Annotated in this window: 4 protein-coding genes; all 4 read left to right on the forward strand. The window is 63.1% G+C overall.

What is annotated here, in order from left to right; translation table 11 throughout:
- A partial coding sequence (locus tag VNZ65_RS19750) for an amino acid adenylation domain-containing protein (RefSeq protein ID WP_325672055.1) occupies window positions 1-4,040 on the forward strand: 4,040 nt, incomplete at its 5' end.
- A gap of 41 nt (window positions 4,041-4,081) precedes the next feature.
- Window positions 4,082-13,219, forward strand: a complete 9,138-nt coding sequence (locus tag VNZ65_RS19755) for a non-ribosomal peptide synthetase/type I polyketide synthase (protein WP_325672057.1) — start codon at window positions 4,082-4,084, stop codon at window positions 13,217-13,219.
- Window positions 13,216-20,310, forward strand: a complete 7,095-nt coding sequence (locus VNZ65_RS19760; RefSeq protein WP_325672059.1) for a non-ribosomal peptide synthetase — start codon at window positions 13,216-13,218, stop codon at window positions 20,308-20,310. Before VNZ65_RS19755 ends, VNZ65_RS19760 begins: the two co-directional genes overlap by 4 nt.
- 124 nt (window positions 20,311-20,434) lie before the next feature.
- On the forward strand, window positions 20,435-26,089 hold a 5,655-nt coding region (locus VNZ65_RS19765; RefSeq protein ID WP_325672061.1), incomplete at its 3' end, for a polyketide synthase.

Below are 26,089 nucleotides of genomic sequence, written 5' to 3' on the forward strand. Positions count from 1 at the left end.
ATTTGCTGCTGCTGGATTACTGTGAAGAATCGGCCTTGCAGGCGATTGCCGCCAATGCCGACAAACTGGCGGCTGTATTGGTCGAACCGATTCAAAGCCGCATGCTCGATGCGCAGCCGCGCGAGTTCTTGCAACGCTTGCGCGCGCTGACCGCAAAACATGGCATCCTGCTGATTTTCGACGAGATGATTACCGGCTTCCGCAGCGCTCCGGGCGGCGCCCAGGAGATCTTCGGAGTCGAAGCGGATCTGGTGACTTACGGCAAAACAATCGGCGGCGGCGTACCGATGGCCGCGCTGGCGGCGCGCGGCAACCTGCTGGATGGCATCGACGGCGGCATCTGGCGCTTTGGCGACGATTCCAGGCCGGGTGCCACCACTACTTTCTTCGCCGGCACTTTCAATAACCATCCGCTCGGTTTCGCCCTGTCGCACGCGGTGCTGACAGAACTGAAACAGCGCGGACCATCGTTCCAGGAAGAACTCAGCGCCAGGACAGAACAGCTGACCGATCGGCTCAATCGCCGCTTTGCAGCTGAAAACGTGCCGCTGTCGATGATCCGTTTCGGCTCGGTATTCCGCTTCAAGCACGCCGGCAACCTGGATCTGCTGTACTACCACCTGCTGCATCGCGGCCTGTTTGTGTGGGAAGGCCGCAACTGCTTCCTGTGCGACGCCCATGGACAACAAGAAATCGACGCCATCGCCGACGGCGTGATGGATTCGGTCGCGGCGCTGCGCGAAGGCCAATACTTGCCGCCCAAACCGGCATTGCCAGGCCCCGCATATGCCAAAGCTGATGCGCATGCCGGCACGCTGGCGCTGTCCGATACGCAAAAGCAAATCTGGCTGGCATCGCAATTCGATGCGGCCGGTGCCAATGCTTACTGTGAAACGGTAGCGTTAGCACTCGATGGCGAGATCAACGCGATTGCGCTGGAACACGCTCTGAACCAGCTGATCATGCGCCACGAAGCCTTGCGCACCACCATCAATGGCGAAGACGGCACGCAAACGGTCCATCCGGTAATGAAGGCGCTAGTAAGTTACAGTGAAGATATGGCGACTGACGCCTGGATGGCTTCGCTGAGCGAGCGGCCGTTTGATCTGTCGGCCAAAGGTCCGCTACGGGTCAGTCTGCTCAAGGTAGCCGACGGCCCGCATGTCGAGCATGTATTGGCGTTGTGCGCGCACCATATCCTGATCGATGGCCAGTCGCTGGCGCTGATCATCGACGAACTTGGCAAGCTGCTGAACTCGCCGCTGGCGGAACCATTGCCGCAAGTACAGCAATTCCGTCAGCAACTCGACTGGCTGCACACCGCAAACGACCCGCTTGCTGAGAATTTCTGGCGTGAACGCACCCTCGATGCCCCGCCTGCCCTGCCGCTGCCGAAAATCGCTCAATACGACGTTGCACAGCAAAAAGCCGCACGCTGGCAAGGCAAGCGGGCCAGGCTGGCGCTGCCGGCAGACGTTGCAGCGGCGCTCACCACCTTGGCCACGCGCCAGAAAACCACCATGTTCAACGCCACCCTGGCGCTGACGCTGTCGTTCTTGCATACGCTGTTCGATCGCGACGACCTGCTGATCGGCATACCCAGCCATGGCCGACTTGAAGGACTGGAGCACATGGTCGGACAAGCAGCGCAACTGATGCCGATGCGCTCGCGCCTGCAGCGTGGCATGCGTTTCGCGCAATTGCTGAACAGCGTCGATCTCGAACTTGATGCCATTGCGGCCTACCAGACGTATCCGCTGGCGCATGTGCTGGAACCGGTGCTTTCCGGCGGCGACGAGCGGCCGGGATCCTTGACTATCACCTTTAACCTCGACCGCATCCGCCACACCAAGTTCGCCGGCTTGCCGACCAGGCTGCTGGATGCGCCCGTGGCTGGCGTCAAATTTGACCTGGCCATCAACCTCATGCAATCGCCCGACGGCTGGCTGCTCGATCTCGACTACCAGAGCAAGAACTATAGCCATGCCGATATCGAACGCCTCGGCCGGCGCTGGATCGACTGGGCAGCGCGCGTCGCCGCTGATCCGGCGCTGGAACTGGACCGCGCCGCGCCATTGCCTGCGGCCGAACTACAGCAAGTACTACACACTTTCAGCGGCGCCATCCGTGATTACTCCATCATCGGCAGCGTGCCGGCACAGATTGCGCTGCAAGCAGCCAGCACGCCGGAGGCCGTTGCAGTGACAGCCGATGGCCGCCATCTCGACTACCAGACCCTCGACCGTGCTGCCCGCTCGATCGCAGCCAGCCTGGCCGGTCTTGACGCCGGACCGGGAAAAATCGTCGCCGTCATGCTGCCTCGCTCTGCCGAACTCGTGGCGACCATGCTCGGCATTTTCTACTCCGGATCGGCTTATATGCCGATCGACCCTGACGAACCGGGACTGCGTCGCGAGGAGATTTTTGCAGAAACGATGCCGGTTGCGCTAGTCACCACCGCAGAGATTGCTTCCCGGCTCGGGGTTTCTTGTCCTCTCATGATCCTGGAAACGCCGGAGGCCCTGGCCACAGCATGGCTGAATACACCGGAAGAACGGATGGAACCGGTCGTCGTCCAGCCTGACGACATGGCCTATGTCATTTACACATCGGGGTCGACCAACAAGCCGAAAGGCGTGCAATGCACACATGGCGGCTTGCGCAACCTAATGGCATGGAATTGCGAAACATTCCCGCTGGACGGCAGCGACGCCTTACTGCAGAAAGCGCCCTACACCTTCGACATCTCGTTGTGGGAGCTATGCTGGCCGCTGGTGGCCGGCGCCCGTATCGTGGTGGCGCCGCCAGAGAGCCATCGCGATCCCGAGATCCTGGCGCGCCTGGTCATCGCCGAACAGGTCACTGTCGCTCAGTTCGTGCCGGCCATGCTGGAAGCATTCGTGGCCGTGCCGCTAGCTACGCAATGTACATCCCTGCGCCACCTGTTCGGCGGCGGCGAAGCACTCCATCCTACCTTATGCGACGCCGTGCATGCACTCGGCTTGATGACCGAACTGCATAATTTGTATGGTCCGACCGAAGCCACCATCCTGGTGACCCATTGCCGTTGCATTCCCGGCGACGCGGGTCCGATCCCGATCGGTTACCCAATCGCCAATACCACTGTGAGAATCGTCGACAGCCTGGGTCGTCCGGCTGCAATCGGCATCGAAGGCGATTTGATGATCGGCGGTGTGCAATTGACGAGTGGCTATCTCAAGCGCCCCGAGCAAAACGCCAAATCGTTCGTCGACAACCAGCATCTGGCGCCGATGCGGCTGTACCGTTCCGGCGACCGTGCGCGCTGGCGCGAAGACGGGGCCATCGAATATCTCGGCCGCGCCGACAACCAGATCAAGCTGCGCGGTTTGCGAATCGAAATTGGCGAAATCGAACATGCCCTGCGCAGTCACCCGGCGATCCAGGACGCCGTAGTCGATCTGCGCGGCAAAACCGCTGTTCAGCAACGCTTGCTGGCCTGGATCGTACCTGGCGCTTCGGTTGCGACCAGCAGCAACGGCTGGCAATCCGAACTGCGCAGCTATCTGGCGACAAGATTACCGGCCTATATGATTCCTGCCCATTTCGTCGCACTGGCCGCTCTGCCGGTCAGCCGCCACGGCAAAATCGACCGCAATGCCTTGATCGAACCGGAGCGTCCGGTCAGTACCTCCCAGGCGGTAGTGGCGAACTCGCCGGTTGAAGCCGAGCTGCTGGCCTATCTGCGAGACGCCCTGGATATCCATGCAGTTTCCACAGAGGATAACTTCTTCATGCTGGGCGGGCAGTCGCTGGCCGCATCGCAGCTGATCACCTGGGCCCAGCAGCGCTGGTCGGTGCGGCTAGCACTCAAGGATTTCTTTGAAACACCAACACCGGCGCGCCTGGCGAGCCTGATCGAGACCGCCATATTGCATCAGGACGATCGTCCCGGCGCAGCGCAATCCGCCACCGAAGCAAGTGCAATCCGCCCGCGCGAGCGCCGTCGCGTCCGCCGCGGACAATTTGTCATCGAAAACGTAAACGGGATTCTAGAATGAACCGAACCGACCAAATGACAGGCGTCATAGCAGCCCCAGCCTTGGATAAAGACGTATCCGTTTTCGAAGCGTCGCCGGCGCAGCAGCGCCTGTGGCTGCTATCCGGCCTGGACCAGGGCAATACCGATTACATCATTGCCGGCGCGCTCAGGTTAAGCGGCGCGCTGAAGGAAGATGTCCTGCAGGCGGCGCTGAACGACTGTATCGCCCGCCATGAAAGCCTGCGCACCGGCTTCACCGAGATCGACGGCACTCCCTGGCAGACGATCGAAGCCGCCAGCCAGATAACGATCACGCATTCCGACCTGAGCATGATGCCGCAGGATGAACGCCTTGAACATGCTTTGCGTGGCGCCGAAGCCATGGCTGCGCAAGCGTTCGATTTGAGCCAGCCGCCGCTGATACGCGTGCAGCTGGCCAAACTGGGCCAGCATGAATGGCTGCTTGCCCTGGCGATTCACCATATCGTCTGCGATGGTCCTTCGCTGGCGCTGCTGGTCAGCGACCTAGCCGCCGCCTACTCGTACAGGATCGATCCGGCCATGCCAATGGCGGCCGAGGTGCCATTGCAATTTGCCGACTTCGCCGAGTGGCAGCGCGAACAGCTGGCGCAGCCTGAAAGCGGGCAATTGCTGGCGGCCTGCAGCCAGAATCTGCAAGGCGTGCCGGATCTCGACTTGCCGACGGACCATCCCCGCCCAAAAATTCGCGCCGCCAAGGGCGCCCGTATCAGCGTCGCGTTGCCGCAGTCCTTGAAGGAACACGTTGGCAGCACGGCTCGTGCGCTGGGAACGACGCCATTCGCGGTGCTGCTGGGCGCCTGGGGTATGACCCTGGCGAGCTGGTCCGGACAGCAGGACTTTGCCATCGGCACCCCGGTAACCGCCCGCAACGATCCGGCGCTCGCTTTCACAGTCGGCAATTTCGCCGAAACTGCCGCCTTGCGTTTCACGTTGTCCGAGCAATCGACCATACGCAGTATCCTGGAGCAGGTGAAAATCAGCTGGCGCGATTCGCTGGCCTATGCCGGCGTCCCTTTCGACCTTCTGGTGCGCGCCTTGCGGCGCCCTCAAGAGCGCAGCAGAACGCCATTGGCGCAAACTATCTTCTCGCTGAATCCTGCACCCGCCGCGATCGCCATGAGCGGTCTGGCGGTGCAATCGGTAGCGTTGCGCATCGGCGAAGCAAAAACCGACCTCGTGCTGGAAGTCAGCGAAACTGCAAACGGCTTTCAAGCCACGTTTGATTACGACAGCGCCTTGTTCGAGGCAGCGACGATCGAAGGCGTGGCCGCGGTATATCGCGACTTGCTGGGTGCAGCCTTGTCCCGCCCGGAACAGACGCTGGAGGCCGTATATGCCATGATCGGCGCGCCGCTGCAGTCTGGCTCACAAGCTCACAGCCCTGGCCCGGCCGATCTCGGCGGCACGCCAGCGGCGAGCGAAGCGGCGCCGGTGAGCGAGGAGATACTGCATGCGATCCAAGAAATCTGGCAAGACTTGCTGCAAGTTAGCCAGATTACCGATGACACCAATTTCTTTGAAATCGGCGGCCATTCTCTGCTTGCGACCAAAGTCGCTTCGCGCCTTCGCAAGCGACTCAACATCAAACTGTCGATGACCGCGCTGTTCGATGCGCCAACCTTTGCCGAACTTGCCGCCCACGTGCAAATGCAAAGCAAGCTGCAAGCACCGGTTGCGGCCAAAGCGCTGCCCGCCACCGCTAGCGCAAGCTCAGTACCGCTTTCTTCCACCCAGGCCAGGCTGTGGTTCATCCAGCAACTGGATGCCGGCAATACCGCTTATGTGCTATCTGGCGCAATACGCATCGAGGGCCCGCTGGACGCTGGTTTGCTGGAACGCACGTTCGGCATGCTGCAGGTCCGGCACGAAACCTTGCGCACCAGGTTTGTCGATATCGACGGCAAGCCCGCCCAAATCATCCTGCCGCCGGCAGCCTGCGCCATCACGCTGCCAGTCGAGGAACTGGATGTGGTGGCCGGGATAAACCAGGCGCAAATGTTGGACGCCATGCTGCGCCAGGAAGCGATGCAGCCTTTTACGCTCGACCAAGCGCCGCTGATCCGGGCCAGACTGATCAACCTTGCGCCACGACTGCATGTACTGAGTATTTCCATGCATCACATCATAGCCGACGGTTGGTCGCTAGGCGTCCTGTGGCGTGACCTGATTCAGATTTATCGCTCGCTGGAAGCCGGTTACGCGCCACGGTTGCCTGCCTTGCCACTGCAATATCGCGATTATGCGCAGCAAGACAATGTCGATCAAGGCGGCGTCCTGGAACAGCGCGACATCGCCTACTGGCGAGGCGCGCTGGCTGATTTGCCGACGCTTGAGCTAAGCACTGATTTTCCGCGTCCGCAATTGCCCTCGTCTCAAGGCCGCCAATACCGTTTCGAGTTGCCGCCGCATCTTGTGAGCGTCATCGACCGTTTGGCCCAGGTCGCGGGCGCCAGCCGTTTCATGGTGGCGCTGACCGCGTTCCAGGTCTTGCTATCGCGCTGGAGCAGCCAGACCGACCTGGCGCTCGGAGTCCCGGTTTCAGGCCGCGAACAAAACGATGTGCAGGATCTGATAGGCTGCTTCGTCAATACCCTTGTGATTCGCGCCGATTTATCCGGCACCCCTGATTTTCTGACCTTGCTCACCCGCATCAGAACACGCTGCCTGGCCGCGTTCGAGCATCAAGCCCTGCCCTTCGACCGTTTGCTGGATGCTTTACGGCCGGCGCATGATCTGAGCCGTCATCCGCTGTTTCAAGTGATGTTCAATTACCAGAACACCGATTTCCATACTATCGCATGGGAAGGCATGCGTACCGAGGCGTTGGACGTGGACGGCGGCGCCACCCAGTTCGACCTGGCGCTTTACCTGGAAGACGCCGACGGCAACCTGCACGCCAATTTTGTCTATCGCAGCGACCTGTTCATGCCCGCCACGATGGAACGCATGGCGAGCGCTTTCGTGGCGATTATCGAGGCCGCTGAGATACACGATCATCCCGTCAGCAAATTCGACCTGCTGTCCGCTGCCGACCGCGGAACCCTGGCCGCCTGGAACGACACGACGGTCGACTACGGTCCTGCGGCGCCGCTGGACGTGCTGATCGCCGAACAAGCCTTGCGCAGCCCGGAAGCAGAAGCCATCTGCGCCGAAGACGGCACGCTTAGCTATGCCGAGACCATGCGCCGCGCCGATGCGCTGGCTGCGCGCTTGCAAGAACTGGGCGCAGGCCCCGGCCGCACGGTCGCCGTACAACTGGCGCGCGGCATCGACTTGCCGTTGGCCCTGCTGGCAGTGCTGCGTTCGGGCGCTGCCTACTTGCCGCTGGATCATGAACTGCCACCGGAACGGCTCGCGTTCATGGTGGAAGATGCGGCACCGGTCGCGCTGATCGCGTTGCCGGGCACGACTGGCTGGCTGAACACAGAAGTAGCGGTGATCGGCCCGGATGCCGTGGCTCTGGCGCCAACCGCCTGGCGCGCGCCAGACAGCCGCACGCTGGCCGATATCGCCTATGTCATCTATACCTCAGGCTCCACCGGCAAGCCCAAGGGCGTGATGGTGCCGCATGCCGGCATCGTCAACCGGCTGCGCTGGATGCAGGCGGAGTACCGCTTGCAGCCGCAGGATCGCGTCTTGCAAAAGACCAGCTGCAGCTTCGACGTCTCGGTATGGGAATTTTTCTGGCCGCTGCTGACCGGCGCCACCCTGGTCATGGCGCGCCCGGGCGGCCATCGCGATCCGGAATACATCGCCACCACGATCGCGGAACAGAACATCAGCACGTTGCACTTTGTACCGTCGATGCTGGAAATTTTCCTGGCGGAAGCCGAACCAGACCATTGCGCCAGCCTGCGGCAAGTATTCACCAGCGGTGAAGCATTGACGCCGGAGCTGCGCGACCGCTTTTTCGATTTTGGATCAAACGCTCGCCTGCACAATCTGTACGGTCCCACCGAAGCCTCAGTCGACGTGACCTACTGGCCTTGCGTTCCTGAAGAGCGCGGCGGCCCGGTGCCGATCGGCCGGCCGGTCGCCAATACCCGCATTCATGTACTGAACGAGTTCGGCCAGGAAATGCCAATCGGCGTTCCTGGCGAAATTTGCATCGGCGGCGTCCAGGTTGCACGCGGTTATCTGAATCGTCCGGAACTGAGCGCCGAACGTTTCATCCGCGACCCGTACGCCAATAATGCTGATGCGCTGCTGTACCGCACCGGCGACCTGGGACGCTGGCGGCAGGAAGGCTGGATTGAATATATCGGCCGCCGCGACAACCAGATCAAGCTGCGCGGCCATCGCATCGAACTGGGCGAAATCGAAGCAGCGCTACGCCAGCATCCTGCAATACGCGACACCGTGGTGTTGGTGCAAGGCAATAGCGCGGAAAGCCGGCATCTGGTCGCCTTCGCACTCATGGCAGGGCCTGTCCCGGGCCCGGTAGATAACGCTGCACTGCGCCAGCATCTTTCCGGATTGCTGCCGGCGGTGATGGTGCCGTCCTTCATCCATCAGCGCGAGGCTTTCCCTCTGACCAGCAGCGGGAAAATCGACCGCCACGCATTGACCGCACTAGCTGGCTCATTGGCCAAACCAGGCACCACTGCAGGCCCGCAGCCCGCGTCCGGCACGGAACAGCGGATCGCTGCGATCTGGCGCGATGTGCTCAAGCAGGCTATCGTCGACACCAACAGCAATTTCTTTGAAGCCGGCGGCAACTCGCTGTTGCTGGTGCAGGTCCACGCCCGTTTGCGCAAAGAATTTGAAGCGGCGCCGACATTGATCGACCTGTTCCGCCTGCCGACCGTGGCAAGCCTAGCGGCCTTCATCGATAACGCCGGCGCGCCGCAGACGGTTACGCTTGACCGCCCGGCAGGCAACGACGCTGACAACGCTATCGCCATCATCGGCATGGCGGGACGTTTCCCCGGCTCCGCCGATGTCGAGACACTCTGGCGATCCTTGCTGGCCGGCGCCAGCGGCATCCGCCAGGTTTCCCGCGAAGAGGCGCTGCAGGACGGCGCCGACCCTGCCCAGCTTGACCATCCGGACTATGTACCGTTCGCAGCGCCGCTGGACGGCATCGATCAGTTCGATGAACGCTTTTTCGGCTACAGCCCGGCGGATGCCGCCATGCTCGATCCGCAAGGCAGGCTGTTTCTGGAAACCGCCTGGGAAGCGCTGGAATCTGCCGGGATCGATCCCAGCCGAGACGGCGGCCGCATCGGCGTTTTCGCGGGCGCTACCGTCAGCACCTATGCGTTGGCGGCGCTGAGCAACAACCCTCTGGCCGGCAGCGAATTGTTCCGCACGCTGTTTTCCAACGACAAGGATTACCTGGCCAGCCGCGTTTCCTACAAGCTGGGCCTGACCGGCCCGGCCATCGGCGTGCAGACGGCTTGCTCGACTTCGCTGGTCGCGGTGTCGCTGGCGATCCGCTCCATCCTCAGCGGCGAATCAGATACCGCGCTGGCCGGCGGCGCGTCCATCACGGTGCCGCACCGCGTCGGCTATGTGTACGAAGAGGGATCAATCATGTCGCCTGACGGCCATTGCCGTGCGTTCGACAGCACGGCCGCCGGCACCGTACCCGGCAACGGCGTCGGCATCGTGGTGCTGAAGCGTCTGTCGCGCGCATTGGCGAACGGCGATCCGGTGCGGGCCGTGATTCGCGGTATAGCGATCAATAATGACGGTGCGGAAAAAGTCGGTTTCTCGGCGCCTTCCGTCAGCGGCCAGGAAACGGTGCTGCGCGACGCCTTGCGCCAGGCCGGGCTGCAGGCAGCCGACATCGGCTATATTGAAACCCACGGAACCGGCACCCGCCTGGGCGACGAAGTGGAGCTGACTGCCTTGACCCGGGCTTTCAGCAATGCCACCGATAATGCCGATAATGCTGACAATACCGGCACTGCGGCTAACGCGACACCATGTCTTATCGGCTCGCTCAAATCCAATCTCGGCCATCTGGATGCAGCCGCCGGTGTCGCCGGCCTGATCAAGGCCACACTCGCAGTAGAACGCGGCATGATCCCGCCAAGCCTGCATGTTGTCCAGCCGAACGCCTTACTGGACAGCGTTGCCAGCCGTTTCAAGGTGGCTACCACGTCAACCCCGTGGAGCGATCTGCAACGGTCGCGGCGCGCCGGCGTCAGTGCCTTCGGCATCGGTGGCACCAATGCCCATTGCATCGTCGAGCAGGCGCCGCCGTTGCCGGCAGGAGCGGCGGATGACGCCAGTCAGTTGCTGGTGTTGTCTGCGCACGATGCCGACAGCCTGGAGCGTTATCGCGGCAAACTGTTATCCGAACTGGAGCACAATCCACAACTGGATCTGGCCAGCACAGCCTGGACTCTGCAAACCGGCCGACGTGAACTGCCGTGGCGCTTGGCAGTCAGCGTCGCCGCCGCAACGGACGCCCGTTCAGCCTTGCGCAACGCAGCGCTGCCGACAGCGCCGGCATCATCGGCCCGGCCGGAGATTTTCTTTATATTCCCGGGCCAGGGCAGCCAGCGCGCCGGCATGGGCGCCAGCCTGTTTGCCGACGAGCCGCAGTTCCGGCAAACCGTCGAGCAATGCCTGGCACAACTTGACACCGCGCTCAGCGAAACGATTCGCGCCACCACGTTTTCCGTGCAGCCGCCGGCAGACTCAGAAGCCCTGTTGGCGAATACCGCTGTCGCCCAGCCCGCCCTGTTTATCCTGGAATACGCGTTGGCGCGCTTGCTGATGAGCTGGGGCATTCAACCGGCCGGCATGCTGGGTCACAGCCTGGGAGAAATTGTCGCGGCTGCCGTGGCCGACATGCTGAGCTTGCCGGCGGCGCTGCAACTGGTCGCCGAGCGCGGTCGGCTGATGCACGCCAGCACGGCTGGCGCCATGCTGCAAGTCGAGGCATCAGCCGCAGCGCTGGCGGCAATCCTTCCAGCCGGGCTCAGCATCGCCGCTATCAACGCGCCGGAACTAACCGTGGTCGCCGGGCCGACCGACATCGTCGGGCAATTTGCCGAACTGCTGGAACAGCAAGGGACCGCTGCGCAGCGCCTGCCGACGGCTTATGCCTTCCATTCGCCACTGATGGCGGATGCAGCAATGGCTTTCGGTCCGCATTTGTCGCAGCTGGTGCTGCAGGCGCCAACCTTGCCCTTGCTATCGAATCTCAGCGGCGACTGGATGCGCACCGAAGAAGCGCTCGACGCTGGCCGCTGGGCGCGCCAGATCTGCCAGCCGGTACAGTTTGCGGCCGCGCTCGCCCAATTGCAGCACCCCGCTGCACTATTGCTGGAAGTTGGACCGGGACGGACATTGTCCGCGTTTACCCGCCAGGCCGGATTACGCGCCATCCAATGCATGCCGAAGCCTGCCGCCGATAGTCCAGGCCGTCAAACGCTGCTGGATACGGTCGGCGCCTTGTGGCAAGCAGGGCTCACACCGGACTGGGCGGCAATCCAACGGACTGTGACGCCACGTCGGATCGCTTTGCCAACTTATCCATTCGCTCGCAACCGACACTGGTTTGCTGCGCCAGTATCTGTAACCGCGCCGCAAAAAAACGAACCGGCGGCACCGCATCTGGCGCTGCTTGACTGGCATTACGCAGAACCGGCGCTGCCGACGCCCGTAGCCAGCGTCGCGCTGCTGGGCGCCGAATCGCCGCTGTCGGCGGCATTGACGGAGCGTTTCAAGCTGCTCGGCATTACCGTACAGAGCTGGCAGACCCCGGCCGACGTAGGGCAAGCCGATCTGTTGATTGCGCTGACGCCTGATTTCCAGCGCCTGACCTGGCTGGCGCAACGTTTGGCGGGCGGCAAGACACGCCTGGTGGTGGTCACACGCAATGCACAGCAAGCCGACGCCGCCACCGACCGCCATGCCGCCATGACAGCTGCAGCCGCGCTGTGTATCGGCCAGGAGTTGCCGGAACTGGCGCTGCGCCAGATCGATCTGTGTGAAGCAGCTGCGGCAACGTTGAACCCGCGCCAGGTTAGTGCCTTGGCTAATGAGTGCCTGGCCAACGGTCCGTCGCAGGTCGTGCTGCGCGATGGCCGTCGCCGGGTTGCCGTAGCGTCGCCGCTGGCGGCTCCGGCCATGGTCTCAGCCTCGGCCTGGCGCACCAATGGCGTAACCTTGATTACCGGCGGCTTCGGCGGGGTCGGCATGGCGTTCGCGCGGCATCTGGCGCAATCTTCGCAAGCGCGTCTGGTCTTGCTCGGGCGGCAGCTGCCGGACGAACACGATCCTCGTCTGCAAGAGTTGCGGCACCTCGGCGCTCAGATTTTGCCGCTGGCCGGCGATATTTCGCAGCCTGACGTAGCTGAATCCACGGTGCGGGCAGCCTTGCAACACTTCGGCCGGCTCGACAGCGTGATTCATGCCGCCGGCATTGCCGGCAACGCCGCCCAGCGCCCGATTCTTGAAACCGACAACGTTGAAAGCGCAGCAATCCTGGCGGCAAAGTGCAGCGGCACCAGCTATCTGGCCGCAGCTTTGCAACCGTTGGAGCTGGATCACGTGGTCTTATGTTCGTCGCTCTCGACTGTCCTTGGCGGTCTGGGTTTTGCTGCTTATGCCGCCGGCAACCGCTGGCTGGAAGTGTGCGCCGAGCAGCAGAACCGTAACGGCGCTACTCCCTGGCTGGCGCTGGCGTATGACGGCTGGCGCTTCCACGCACCCGCGGCCGTGGGCGCCGAACCGGCCCTATCAGCCGCTAACGCTATCCGCCTCACCGAGCAGGCGCTGGCCCTGGGCCTGGTCGGACGGGTATTGGTCGCAGCCGGCCGCTTGCAGACACGGTTGGAGCGCTGGACCTCGCAGTCGGCGGAAGCGGATCCGGCGACGGACATGGCTGATATCGCCTATCTCGACACTTACGACGATCCGATCGAAGCAAGCGTGGCAAAGGCCCTGGCTGAAACACTGGCCTTGCCCGGCATCGGCCCCGACGACGACTTCTTTGCACTGGGCGGCGATAGCCTGATCGCCACCCGGGTCATCGCCAAATTACGCAGCGCTACCGGCCTGCCGCTGTCTGTAGGCCTGGTATTGCAAGCGCCGACGGTGCGCTTGCTGGCCACAGCCATCGCCGCGTTACAGGGAGGCCGCTCGGCAGCCGCCGGGCTGACCCACGACAACGAATATGAGGAAGGGACACTATGAGTGCTGACGCAATCCGCCTGCTAGCTGAACTGAACCGTGCCGGCATCGCGTTGTGGGCGGAAGAAGGTCAGTTGCGCTTTCGTTCCCGCAAAGGGCAACTGACCACGCAATTGAAAGCCGCACTGGCGACCCACCGTGAAGCGCTGCTGACGCTGCTCGGTGCCGCCGGCGCAAGCGAAACGGCGATCGGCAAACGCAGCGCAGCGGCTGGCTATCCGGTACCACTGTCGGCGCAGCAGCATGCCGTATGGATGGCCGAGCAAAATGGCGGCGGCAGGGCATTTCTGATCCCGGGTGCGCTCAGCCTGGCAGGCCGGCTCGACAAAGCCGCCTTGCGCGCCGCTTTCCAGGGGCTACTTAATCGCCACGAAGCGTTCCGCACCGCGATCCGGGTCGAACACGACCAGCCGATGCAGGTGGTCATGCCCGAAGTACAGTTTGAGATGCCGCAAATCGATCTGTCCTGCTTGAGCGAAATCGAACAGTCCGCCCGCGTCAGCGCGCTGCTGGCGGCGGAAGCGGAGCAGCCGTTCCAGCTTGAAATTGCACCGCTGCTGCGCGCCAGGCTGATCGTGCTCGGCAGCGAGCGCCATGTCTTGATCCTGACGCCGCATCACATCGTTGCAGATGGCTGGAGCATCGACATCATGGTACGCGAGCTAAGCCAGCTCTACCAGCCTGGCGTCACACTGCCAACCGCAGAACAGCAGCTAGGAGCAGCGCCGCTCGGCTACGCCGATTTCGCCGCATGGCAGGAAGCCCGCAGCCGGCAAGGCGAAGATAGCGCCGACCTGGCGTATTGGCGTAGCACGCTTGCCAATTTGCCGGCGCCACTGGAACTCCCTTCCGAACGGCCTCCGGGTTCTGTCGCCGAGTTTGCCGGCGCTTCGCTACGGGCCGAACTACCAGCATCTGCCTGCAGTGGCTTGCGGCGGCTGGCTACGCAAGCCGGCACCACCTTGTTTTCGGCGCTGGCCTCAGCCTTCGCGGCGCTGCTATACCGTTATAGCGGACAAACCGACTTGATCATCGGCACTGCGATCGCCGGCCGTGGCCGCACTGAGCTGGAGGGCGTCATCGGCCTGTTCGCCGGGCGCTTGCCGTTGCGGCTGGATCTGGACGGCGATCCCTCTTTCCGCGAATTGCTGAAACACGTGGCGGCCACGGCCGCAGAAGCATTTTCGCATGCCGAAGTGCCGGCCGAACGCATCCTCTCCGAGGTGGTGGCGCCAGATGCGCGCGCCGGGCTGTTCCAGGCCATGATCGCATTGCAGAATGCGGTCAGCAGCAGGCTCGCGTTTACCGGACTAGAAGTCCAGCCCTTGCCGATCAGCGGCGACACCGCAAAATTCGACCTGTTCCTGGCCATCGACGAAATCGGCGACACGCTGGCGCTGTCGCTAGAATACTCCACCGCCCGCTTCGGCCAGGAAGGCGTGCAGCAACTGCTCACGCATCTGGTGCGACTGGCCTGCGCCGTAGTCGACGCGCCGGACCTGCCGCTATCGCGTCTGCCGATGCTGGCGCCACAGGAACGGCAAGACTTACTCAGTGCCGGCGGCAACGCCGCACACTGGCCAGGACCTGACAATCTGTGGCAACGTTTCAGCCAGATGGCCGACGCCGTACCAGAACAGTTGGCGCTAATCGCGCCGCTGCAATGGGGCGAACTACAGACCGACAACATGACCTATGGCGCACTCCATGCACGGGCGCTGGCGGTCGCCACCCGATTGCTGCAAGCCGGCATGCAGCCAGGCGAAGTGGTGGCGCTGGACGGGCAACGTTCAGCCGGCTTTATCGAAGGCATGCTCGGGATTCTGGCTGCCGGCGGCAGTTATATGCCGATTGCCCCCGATCTGCCGGCAGCGCGCATCGCGGAATTGCTGGAAGATGCGGCGGCAAGCCTGCTGGTCTGCGTCAGCAATGATTGTCCGATCCAGGCGACACCATTTCGCGCCATTGTATACACCAGCGAGATCGGCAACGTCCCTGGCGCAAGCTCGCTGGAGATGCCGGCCATCGCGGCAGATGCACGAGCTTATGTCATGTTCACTTCCGGCTCTACCGGCCGGCCCAAGGGGGTCGAGGTAACGCATGCCAACGTGGTGCACTTCGTGGCAGGGATGCCAACCACACCCGGCGACGGCAATGCCGTGTTCCTGCATTTTGCGCCGACCGGATTCGACGCCTCGGTGCTTGAAATATGGAGCGCGCTGCTGACCGGCGCCCGCCTGGTGATCGCTCCGCCGGGCTTGCCAAGCCTGGATGCGCTGGCCGACCTGATTGAAGCCCACCAGGTATCCGTCAGCTTCCTGACCGCCGGCCTGTTCCAGCAACTATGCGAAGTCCGCGCAGCCACGCTGTCGAAGCTCGACTGCCTGATGGCCGGCGGCGACCGCGTATCGCTCAACGCCGTGCGCGCGATCATGGCTTGCGGCGGCCGGGCAAAGCTGTATAACGGCTACGGCCCGACCGAAACCACCGTTATTGCCTGCCACCACGAAGTGCGGCTGGCCGATATCGATCCGGCAGCGCATTCATTACCTATCGGCAAGCCGCACGGCAACACGCGCCTGTACGTGCTTGACCGCCACGGCGAACCGGTAGCGGCCGGTGTGATTGGCGAGCTGTATATCGGCGGCGGCGGCGTTGCTGCTGGCTACATCAATCGTCCTGATCTGAGCGCAGAGCGCTTCCTGCCCGATCCGTTCAGCAGCGAGCCGCAAGCGCGGATGTACCGTAGCGGCGATTTGGTGCGGCGGCGTAGCGACGGCGTGCTGGATTTTCTTGGCCGCGCCGACCGTCAGTTGAAGATCCGCGGCTTCCGCATCGAACCGGGCGAGATCGAAGCCAGCTTGATCACCCATCCAGCCGTAGCCCAAGCTGCCGTCGAATTGAAAATCGTAGGCGGCCACGCGCGCCTGGTGGCCTATATCGTGGCGGCCCAGCCTGCGACTGATCAACATGGCCAGCTGGACCTGGCCGCCATGCGCGGGTTCCTGGTGCAACGGCTTCCCGAGCACATGATTCCAGGCGCGCTGGTGATCCTGGACAGCTTGCCGCTGACCCGCAACGGTAAGCTGGACCGCGCCGCGCTGCCCTTGCCTGTGGCGGAAGTGGCGGGCGAAACCCTCCGCACTCCTCCCTCCAGTTCGGAAAGCCTGATCCTGGCGGGCATCTGGCAAGATGTCTTGCAGGTGACGCAGGTTGGCATGGAAGATAATTTCTACGACCTCGGTGGCGACTCGATCATGGCGATGCAAGTGGCCATGCGCCTGACGCGCCAAGGCTGGGAATTGCGGCCGCAGGAAATGCTGCGCCATCCGACCTTGCAGGCGCAAAGCACGCTGATGCGCCGTCGCCAGCAAGCTTTCGTTAAACGATCCGATCATGGTCCATTGCCGGCAACGCCGATCCAGAACTGGTTCTTCAATCTGGAACTGGCCAACCGTCACCATTGGAATCAGGCCGTGCGCCTAGCCTTGGAACCACAGGCATTGCCTGGCCTGGAACCGGCATTGCTGCAACTGGAGCAGACGCATGAAGCCTTGCGCCTGCGCTTTCTGAACACCGCTGACGGCTGGCTGCAACAAGCCGTCGCCACGGTGGAGAGTTCCCTGCTGCGCGTTACCGCCGATAACCAGGCGCAAGCGCTGGCCCATATCGAAGCGGCACAAGCCAGCCTGGATATTGAAAACGGCCCGATCTGGCGCGCCGTGCTGGTCGAAGGCGACCATGACGAATGGCCGCACCTGGTATTGATCGCGCATCATCTGGTGGTCGATGGCGTGTCCTGGCGCATCTTACTGGAAGACCTGACGCTGGCCTTGCAAGGCAAAACAATTGAAGCGCCTGCACTGGGCATCACCGACTGGGCCGCTCATCTCGCGACCAGCGTCTCGCCCGCGCAGTCCGCCGCAGCTGCAGCATCATCGCCAACGCCGGCTTTGCCGCCTTTCGACTGGCCGGATGGCGCTCATTTGGAAGCAGACACTGGTATCGTCACACTGCAGCTGCCGCCGCAAATTGCAGCTGACCTGCTGGGCGCGGCCAATCTGCCTTATCGCACGGAGCCTACCGAACTGCTGCTGGCCGGCGTGATGCTTGGCTTGCGCGACGCCTTCGACCGCGGCGATCTGAGCGTGGCCCTGGAACGGCATGGCCGGGAGGTCGACGGCGTCGATCTGTCCGGTACGGTCGGCTGGTTTACTGCGATAGCGCCGGTCCATCTGGCGCTGGCTGCCGACGCCGGTACCGGGCAAGCCCTGCTGGCGCTCAAACAAACCATCCGTCAAAGCGCCAGAGAGATGCCTTCCGGCGGCGAGATGCCTGCGGTGGCGTTCAACTATCTTGGCCGCTTCGACAACAGCCTGCCACCAGGCGGACCGTTCATGCTAGTAGAAGAAAGCAGCGGCGCCACCAGTGCAGCCGAAAACAGCAGACCTTATCCGCTAGAGATTGTCGCTTCGGTCGATAACGCCGGCCTGCGCATGGACTTCCGCTTCAGCCATGGCCAGTTCGCGCAGCGCAACGTCGAAGCCTGGGCGGCGGCGGCAAAACTGGCGTTGCTTGACGTGGTGGAACACACCAAGACTGCCGCAGCCGGCGGCCGCGCACCCTGCGATTTCCCCTTGGCCGGCATCGACACCCAGCACGAGCTCGACGCAATACTGGCGGATAACCGGCTGAGCGCCAGCCACATCGCAGATTTGCTGCCGGTAAGCTCACAACAACGCGGCATGCTGTTGGAAAACATGGCGCATCGCGAACGCGGTTTGCATATAGAACAATTCGTCGCCACCTTCGAGGGGCCGCTCGATTACAGCGCTTTGGAAAACAGCTGGGGCAGCCTGGTGGCGCGCCATGAAACGCTGCGCAGCAGCTTTATCTGGCGTCCTGCCGGCGATCCGCTATGCGTTGTCTTTGAACGTCATGCAGCTGTCTGGCAGCACTTCGACTGGAGCGCACGCGACGCCGCCAGTCAGCAACAGGACATCGCCGACTGGCTGCAACATGACAGCCGAGCCGGTTTTGACGGCAACGACGTACCGCTGCGCTTTGCCACGATCCGCCTGACGCCGGAAAGCTGGCTGTTCATCTGGACCTACCATCACGCGCTGCTGGATGGCTGGAGCGTCGCCCAGCTGCTGTCCGAGGTGCTGGACGGAAATGGCAGCCAGACCTCGCCAGGCAGCGTCCGCGATCATGCCAGTTGGCTGGCATCGCGCAACCGTGAAGCCGCAGCGGCCTTCTGGCAGCAGAACCTGGCCCATGCGCAAACGCCGACGATTCCCGGCCGTTATGTCGAGCAGCTGGCGCCTGGCGAAGGCCACGCCGACCAGCGCCGCCAGGTTCCGGCCAGCATTGTGCAACAGCTGGAGCAGCTGGCGCGCCGCCACCGTACTACGCCAGCCCTGGTGGCGCAAGGCGCATGGGCTTTGGTGATGACATGGGCATCGGGTCGCAGCGACATTGTGTTTTCGGTTACGGTATCCGGCCGCCCCGCCGAAGTCGCCGGCAGCGAAGCCTGGGTCGGCCTGTTTATAAATAGTTTGCCGTTGCGATTGGCGGTTCCTGCCACCGGCAATGCCTGGCAATGGCTGAGCGAACTGGGCGCCGTCAGCGCAGCGCTAACACCGTACGAATGGTGCACCGGCGGCGATATTCATTCTTGGTCGGGCCTGCCGCTGAATCGCGCGCTGAGCGACACGTTGCTGATCTTTGAAAACTTTCCTCGAGCGCAGCACCAGCCGCAAGCGGGCACCGGGGATAGCGTCCTGCCGCAACTGGTCACCGTGGCCGGGCACGGTTCTCGCACGCGTTTCCCCGTCACGCTGGTGATTGTTCCTGACAATGGCTGGCGCTGTGAACTGGCTGGCGACAATACGTATTTCCCCGAATCCGAAAGCGAGAAATTGCTGGACGCATTCGTCGTATTGCTGCGCCAGCTGACCGAAGACAATATCGATATCGCGGCGGCACAGGCTGCTCTTTCCTCGCCTCCAGGTATTTGCGTGCCGGTGGTGCGCGCCGCGCAAGCGCCGCGTACGCCGCTGGAACTGGATCTTGCCAAGTTATGGGAAGACCTGTTTTCTTACAGTCCGATCGGGATAGACGACAATTTCTTTTCCCTCGGCGGGCATTCGCTGCTGGCGCTGGATCTGATGTCGCGCCTACGGATCCGCTTCGGCCGCACCATCCCGTTCACCGCTTTCTTGCGCGATCCGACTATCGGCAGCTTGTCCAGGCTGCTGGAAGGCGACGCCGAGAAAGGCGGCGTCAGCCTGTTGCCGTTGGGCGTCGCCGGCCAGCCGATGTATCTGATGCCGGGGGCCAGCGGCAATCCGCTGGCCTACCTGCCGCTGGCGCAGATACTCGAAGGCCGTATAGCGTTGATCGGCGCCCAGCCGGACATGCTGCTGGAATCCGGCGCAATCTCGATCGAAGCCATTGCCGCCGAGCTGGCGCGTTCGATCGACCTGCACCAGCCGCAAGGAACCGTGCATCTGGCCGGTCATTCGTTCGGCGCCGTGGTGGCTTTCGAGACCGCTCGACAGCTGACGCAGACCGGTCGTCACGTCGGCGCCCTGATCCTGATCGATACCACCGTGCCGGATGGCGGCAAGGAGTTCATCGGCTATGGCGAGAGCGACTGGATCGTCGCCATTTCCGACGCCGCGGCCAGTTATTTCGGGCGTGCGGTCGAGATCCGGATGGAACAGCTGGAAGGGCTGTCGCCGCAGCAGCAACGTCACTTGCTGCTGCAACGCTTCAAGGCAGCCGGCACTTTGCCGGCCGGCGCTTCGGTGGAAGTCATCGACGATCTGCTGCTGACTTACCAGCGCAGCATCGAAGCCTTGTCGACCTACCAGCCGCAGTATTGGGATGGCGCCTTGAGTGTGATCCGCTCCAGCGAAACCCCGGCGCCGGCAGATACCGCCTTGGGCTGGGGGGTGCTGTGCCGTGAAATTTCCGCAACGTTCCAGGCGCCCGGCGACCACATCACCATGGTGACAGGGGCGCATGCAGCGGCTTTGGCCGAATTGATACAGCAAAGCATGGATACGAATCCTGTGACAACTCCCTGACGGTATGTATATGAACAACTGAACGCCGGGACGACCGCCGGCGGCGAAACAAGCCGCAGGCAGTCGCCTCTCAAAAAGCAACCAAAACGACCAACTTGTTTTTCACTGATAAAGAGAATCGGAAATGCTCATCAACCAGTCACAGCCTAGTCCGGATGAAGCGCCTCGCAGCTTCGCCCACTCCCCTATTGCGGTCATCGGCATGGCTGCGCTCATGCCCAAGGCCAACAGCCTGAACGAGTACTGGAGCAATATTCTCAATGAGAGCGAATGCCTGGAAACCGTACCGTCGAGCCGCTGGCGGGTGGACGACTATTTCGACGCCGACCCGAGTGCGCCTGACCGCACATACTCCGACCGCGGCGGCTTCATTCCCGATATTGCCTTCGATCCCATGCTCTTCGGTTTGCCGCCGAAGTCGCTGGCATCGACCGATGCGGCGCAGATTTTTGCATTGGCGGTAGGCCGTCAGGCCTTGATCGATGCAGGTTACAACCCCGACCCCGCAGGCCAGGGACGGCGCTTGCCCGCCGACCGCGCCGGCATCGTGCTGGGGGTATCCGGCACCACCATGAAACTCACGCTGGAAATGGCCAAGCGCAGCGAAATCCCGAAATGGATCGACACGTTGCGTCAGGCCGGTATCGACGAACGCGCCATTGCCAGCGTGGCCGACGCCATGCGTCAGCATTATCCGGACTGGACCGAGGATACCTTTCCAGGTTTCCTGGCCAACGTCGTCGCCGGCCGTATCGCTAACCGTTTCGGCCTCGGAGCCGCCAGCTATACGGTCGACGCCGCCTGCGCCAGCTCGCTATCGGCGGTACGTCTGGCATGCCAGGAATTACGTAGCGGCGCCGCAGATATCATGGTCACCGGCGGCGTCGACACTGACAACTCCAATGTCGCCTATCTCAGCTTCAGCAAGACGCCCGCACTGTCAAAGAGCGGCAAGGTCCGCTCATTCGACGCCGATGCCGACGGCACCATGATCTCGGAAGGAGTCGGCATGCTGGTGCTCAAGCGCCTGGACGACGCCATCGCCGACAAGGACCGTATCTACGGCGTGATTCGCGGTCTCGGCGCCTCCACCGACGCCGCCGGCGGCGCCATCTATGCTCCGCGCAGCTCGGGCCAGATCCGCGCGCTGCAGGCGGCTTACGCAGACGCTGGCTTCGACCCGCAGTCAATCGGCCTGATCGAAGCCCATGCAACCGGCACCGTGGTCGGCGACGCGGTCGAGATCGAGTCGCTTGAAAGCGTATTCAACGCCACCGACAATGCAGTCGCGCTGGGCAGCGTCAAGGCCCAGATCGGCCATACCAAGGCAGCGGCAGGCGCGGCCAGTCTGATCAAGACAGTCCTGGCGTTGTATCACAAGGTGATCCCGCCAACCATGAACGTGCAAGCGCCGAATCCGCGCCTGAATCTGGACAACGGACCGTTTTACCTGCCACGCCACGCCCGCCCATGGCTCACGCCTGCGCAGGGCCCGCGCCGCGCCGGCGTCAGCGTTTTCGGCTTTGGCGGCGCCAACCTGCATGTCGCGCTGGAAGAGCATGTGAACGATCATCCCCAGCCCAGCCACCTGCAAGCGTTGCCGATCCTGCTCAGCACCGCCACGCCGGCGCAGCTGGTGCTCACGTGCCGCCAACTGGCCGGCGAGATAGAAAACGGCGGCGCCGAAACATTGTTATGGCCGCTGGCCGCGGTGCCGTCAAGCGACGCCCGCATCGGCTTGCTGGCACGCTCGCGCGAAGCAGCTCCCGCACTGTTGCGCAGCGCTGCCGATATGCTGGAGAAACGATTGCAAGAAGATGCCTGGTCACTGCCGACCGGCGTCCATTACCGGCGCCAGGCCATGGCCGCCGATGCGCGCGTGGTTGCCGTATTCAGCGGCCAGGGTTCGCAAACCGTCGGCATGGGCGCTCGCCTGTCGATCGATTTCCCGCAGGTGCGCAAGTATTTCGAAGCGTTCGATGCGGCCGGCAAAGCCAGCGGTTTCAAGCCGGTTTCGAGCCTGCTCTTCGTTCCCGACAGCTTCGACGCCAGCCGCGTCGAAGCCCAGCGCAAGGCGCTGACGCATACGCTGCACGCTCAGACTGCGATCGGGGCCTACAGCATGTCCGCCTATTCTCTGTTGCGCGACGCCGGCTTTACGCCAGCCATCGCACTCGGCCACAGCTTTGGCGAATTGACCGCATTATGGGCCGCAGGCGTGTTCAGCGACCAGGCCTATCGCAGCGCAGTACTGGCGCGCGGCGACGCGTTGACGCCGCCACCCGGCGCCAATGTCGGCGGCCTGATCGCCATCAGCGCCGCCGCAGAACGGGTGACCGAACTGTTGCCGCAAATACCGGGGCTGGCCATTGCCAATCTGAATAGCCCAAGGCAAACCGTGGCCGGCGGCGCCCGCGAGGTGTTGACCAATGCGCTGGAAGTCTTCAAGCGCAACAACATCGATGCGACGCCGATCCCGGTTGCCGCCGCCTTCCATACCGAACATGTCAGTTATGCTGTCGAGCCCTGGCATGCCGCGCTGGCAAACATCGAACTGGGGCCGCCCGCCTTGCCTGTGCTGGCCAACCTGAACGCGCAGCACTACCCGGCGGACGCTAGCGGAATCCGCGATTTGCTGGCCCGCCAGCCTTTCGCCGCAGTGCAATTCCGGCAACAGGTTGAAGCTGCATACGCCGCCGGCGGCCGGATTTTCGTGGAGATCGGCCCGCGCGCAATCCTGACCAGGCTGATCGACGACATCCTCGGCGACCGCCCGCATGTGGCCCTGCCGGTGGCGCACGATCCGGCCGGCGACGACAGCCGCCAGATCCAGGAAGCCATGGTGCGGCTTGCCGTTTTGGGACAAGCGCTGCAACTGGCGACCCCGGTTTTCAAGAAAACTCCGGCCAGCGCCTTATCGGTCCAGATCGGCGCCCATATCATCCGCAACCCGAACCAGCCTCCCTGGCCAGTGGTGGAAAAACCGCGCGGCGCGCTGGCCGGCATCTTGTCCAAGCTGCAAGAGCCGGCGACGCCTGCCGATGCATCAGCTGTGCAACAAACTGCGGTGCTGGCAGCGCAGAACCGACTTGCAGAAATACATCAGGATTTCCTCGACAGACAGGCGACGCTGGCGCGCAGCCTGGCGCAGCATTCACCTTCGATGGAAGTCGCGGCTGAAATTCAACGCAACCAGGCGAGCATCAACGCTTCACACGCTGCCTTCATGCAAGGACAGCAGCAGGCCATCAACCAATTGGCGGCCAGCGGCGGCGCTGCCTTGCCTGTCACTGCCGAGATTTCTCCCCTTCCGCTTACCCCTTCCGACCTTGCGAATCAGGGCCGTGCGCCACAAGCTCCCGTTCCTGCGGCACAAGTCACTGCGCCGGCCGATCCTGGCGTTGCCTCCACTCATGTCCTGCAGCTATTGACGGATATCGTCGCAGAGAAAACCGGCTTTCCGGCATCGCTGATTGAAGCCCAGATGTCGATCGAAGGCGATCTCGGCATCGATTCTGTCAAGCGCGTGGAAATACTCTCGGCCATGCGCGCAGCGCTGGGCGCCCTGCCTGCGCCCGAAATACTGTCGTCGGCGCGTAACCTGGCGGAACTTGCTCAATGCATAGCGCAAGCCAGCAGCGATACAAGCAAGGTTGCTGCAGCTCCCGTTACGGAGCCTGTCCAGGTCCAGGTCCAGGTTCCGGTTCCGGTTCCGGTTCCGGTTCCGGTTCCGGTTCCGGCAGCGTTGCACGTCAGCGGCCCCGAACAGACCAACCCGACGGCTTCGGTATCCGACATTGGCGCCTTACTGTTAAACACTGTGGCTGACAAAACCGGCTATCCGGTCGATATGCTGTCGCTCGATATGCGGCTGGAGGCTGACCTTGGCGTCGACTCCATCAAACGCGTCGAAATTCTTTCCTTTATCCGCGACACCCTCGGGTTGCAGAGTCATTCAGCCACCGACCAGCTGCGCAACGCCGCAACGCTGACGGATATCGCCGCATTGCTCGGGCACCAGGAAAGCCCTGGTGCAAGCGCAGTTGCAGCCGAGGCGTCGACGTCGGCTACAACCCCAGCTCCAGCCAGTGTCATTGCGCTGCCAGCCACCGCTGTTGCCGGCAATGCCGGCGACGTATTGGCCCTGTTGCTGCAAACGGTCGCAGACAAGACCGGCTTCCCGGCTGACATGTTGTCCGCCGAAATGCGGCTGGAAGCGGATCTCGGCGTCGACTCCATCAAACGGGTCGAAATCCTGTCCGCCGTACGTGATGCGCTCGGTATAGCGGTCTCTGCTGCGGCCAGTTCGGATGCGTTGCGCAATGCGGCGACGCTGGCCGCCATCGCCGAATTGCTGAGTGGCGCCGCCAGCGAGGCGACAGCGATTGCCTCGCCGCCAGCAGCACCGCCGCAACCGGAATCCCAACCCGTTCCACCAACCTTGCAACAGCCCGGTGCTGATATCAGTGGCCTGCTCTTAGCGACCGTCGCCGAAAAAACCGGCTATCCGGTCGACATGCTGTCGCTCGACATGCGGCTTGAAAGCGATTTGGGTGTCGACTCGATCAAACGCGTCGAAATCCTGTCCAGTGTGCGCGATACCTTGGGCATTGCCGCCGGCTCGGCCAGCGACGAATTGCGCAGCGCCAGCACGCTGGTGGAAATCGCAGCATTGCTTGCCCGTGGTCCTCGCGTCCAGGCTAACGTCTCGCCGTGGCAGCCGTTGCCGGTTTGCGCGCAAGCCTTGCCCCATCCGCCGCAAGCGCGCAGTCCTCAAGCCAATGCCGGCAAGACGGCGCTGATCTTCAGCGATGGCGGCGAGCTTGGAAACGCGGCGGCGGACGGTCTGCTGCAAGCAGGCTACCGGCCGCTGGTCATCCGCCTGGGCGGCTGGATAGCGCCAAATTCGAAGCAGGCGATCAACGCGGATGTTATCGATGCCTCGATCGACACGCTGGCGGCGACGCTGGCGTCGCTCGCCCAACAATTTGGCACACCGGCAATCGCTTTGCTGCTGCAAGCAACGGATAGCAAGGTCGCCAGCCGCAATCGCCTGGCTCTGGCGTTGCGCACCGTTCGCGTCATGCTGCCATGGCTGGATGGCCGCCTGGGCCGGCTGACCTTGCTGGCCACCGCCCGGCTTGACGGCAAACTCGGCAGTCTCGGCGCGCCTGACGGCGATCCGGTCGCCGGCGGCCTGGCCGGCCTGATCAAGACGCTACGGCTAGAGGCAGAAGGCGTCGCCGCACGCTTTGTCGATCTGGCGCCAGAATTAAGTCCCGCGGCAGCCGCACAATCCCTGCTGGCGGAAATGCACGATGCCGATCAAGCACCGGCCGAAACCGGCTGGACTGCAGATGGACGCTGGACGCTGGCGTCTGCACCGGCTACGCCTGAACAGCAAGGCGCTCTGCCGCCACTGCGTGCAGGCGACCTGGTGCTGGTTACCGGCGGCGCCCGCGGTGTGACTGCACATTGCGTACAGGCGCTGGCAGCCACCGTAGCTGCGCATTTCGTCCTGATTGGACGCACGCCGCTGGTCGAGCGCGATCCGGCCTGGGCCGAGAATATCGATGACGCCGCCACGCTCAGAAACAACGCGCTACAACACTTGCGCAGTAATGGCGGTACGCCGACGCCGCGCATGCTGGAGGACAGCTGCCGGGCGGTACTGGCAGCACGGGAAGTACGGCTCACCTTGCAAGCAATCGCCGCCCACGGCGCCCAGGCGACTTATCTGCCGCTCGATCTCGGCGACGTCGCCGCCACGCGCAGCGCG

This window comes from Collimonas sp. (assembly GCF_035566555.1).
In the GTDB taxonomy this organism is placed as follows: Bacteria; Pseudomonadota; Gammaproteobacteria; order Burkholderiales; family Burkholderiaceae_D; genus Collimonas.

Bases quoted from the DNA above. Each gene is read 5' to 3' on its own strand.
- VNZ65_RS19760 (WP_325672059.1), top strand. From the start codon at position 13,216: ATGAGTGCTGACGCAATCCGCCTGCTAGCTGAACTGAACCGTGCCGGC.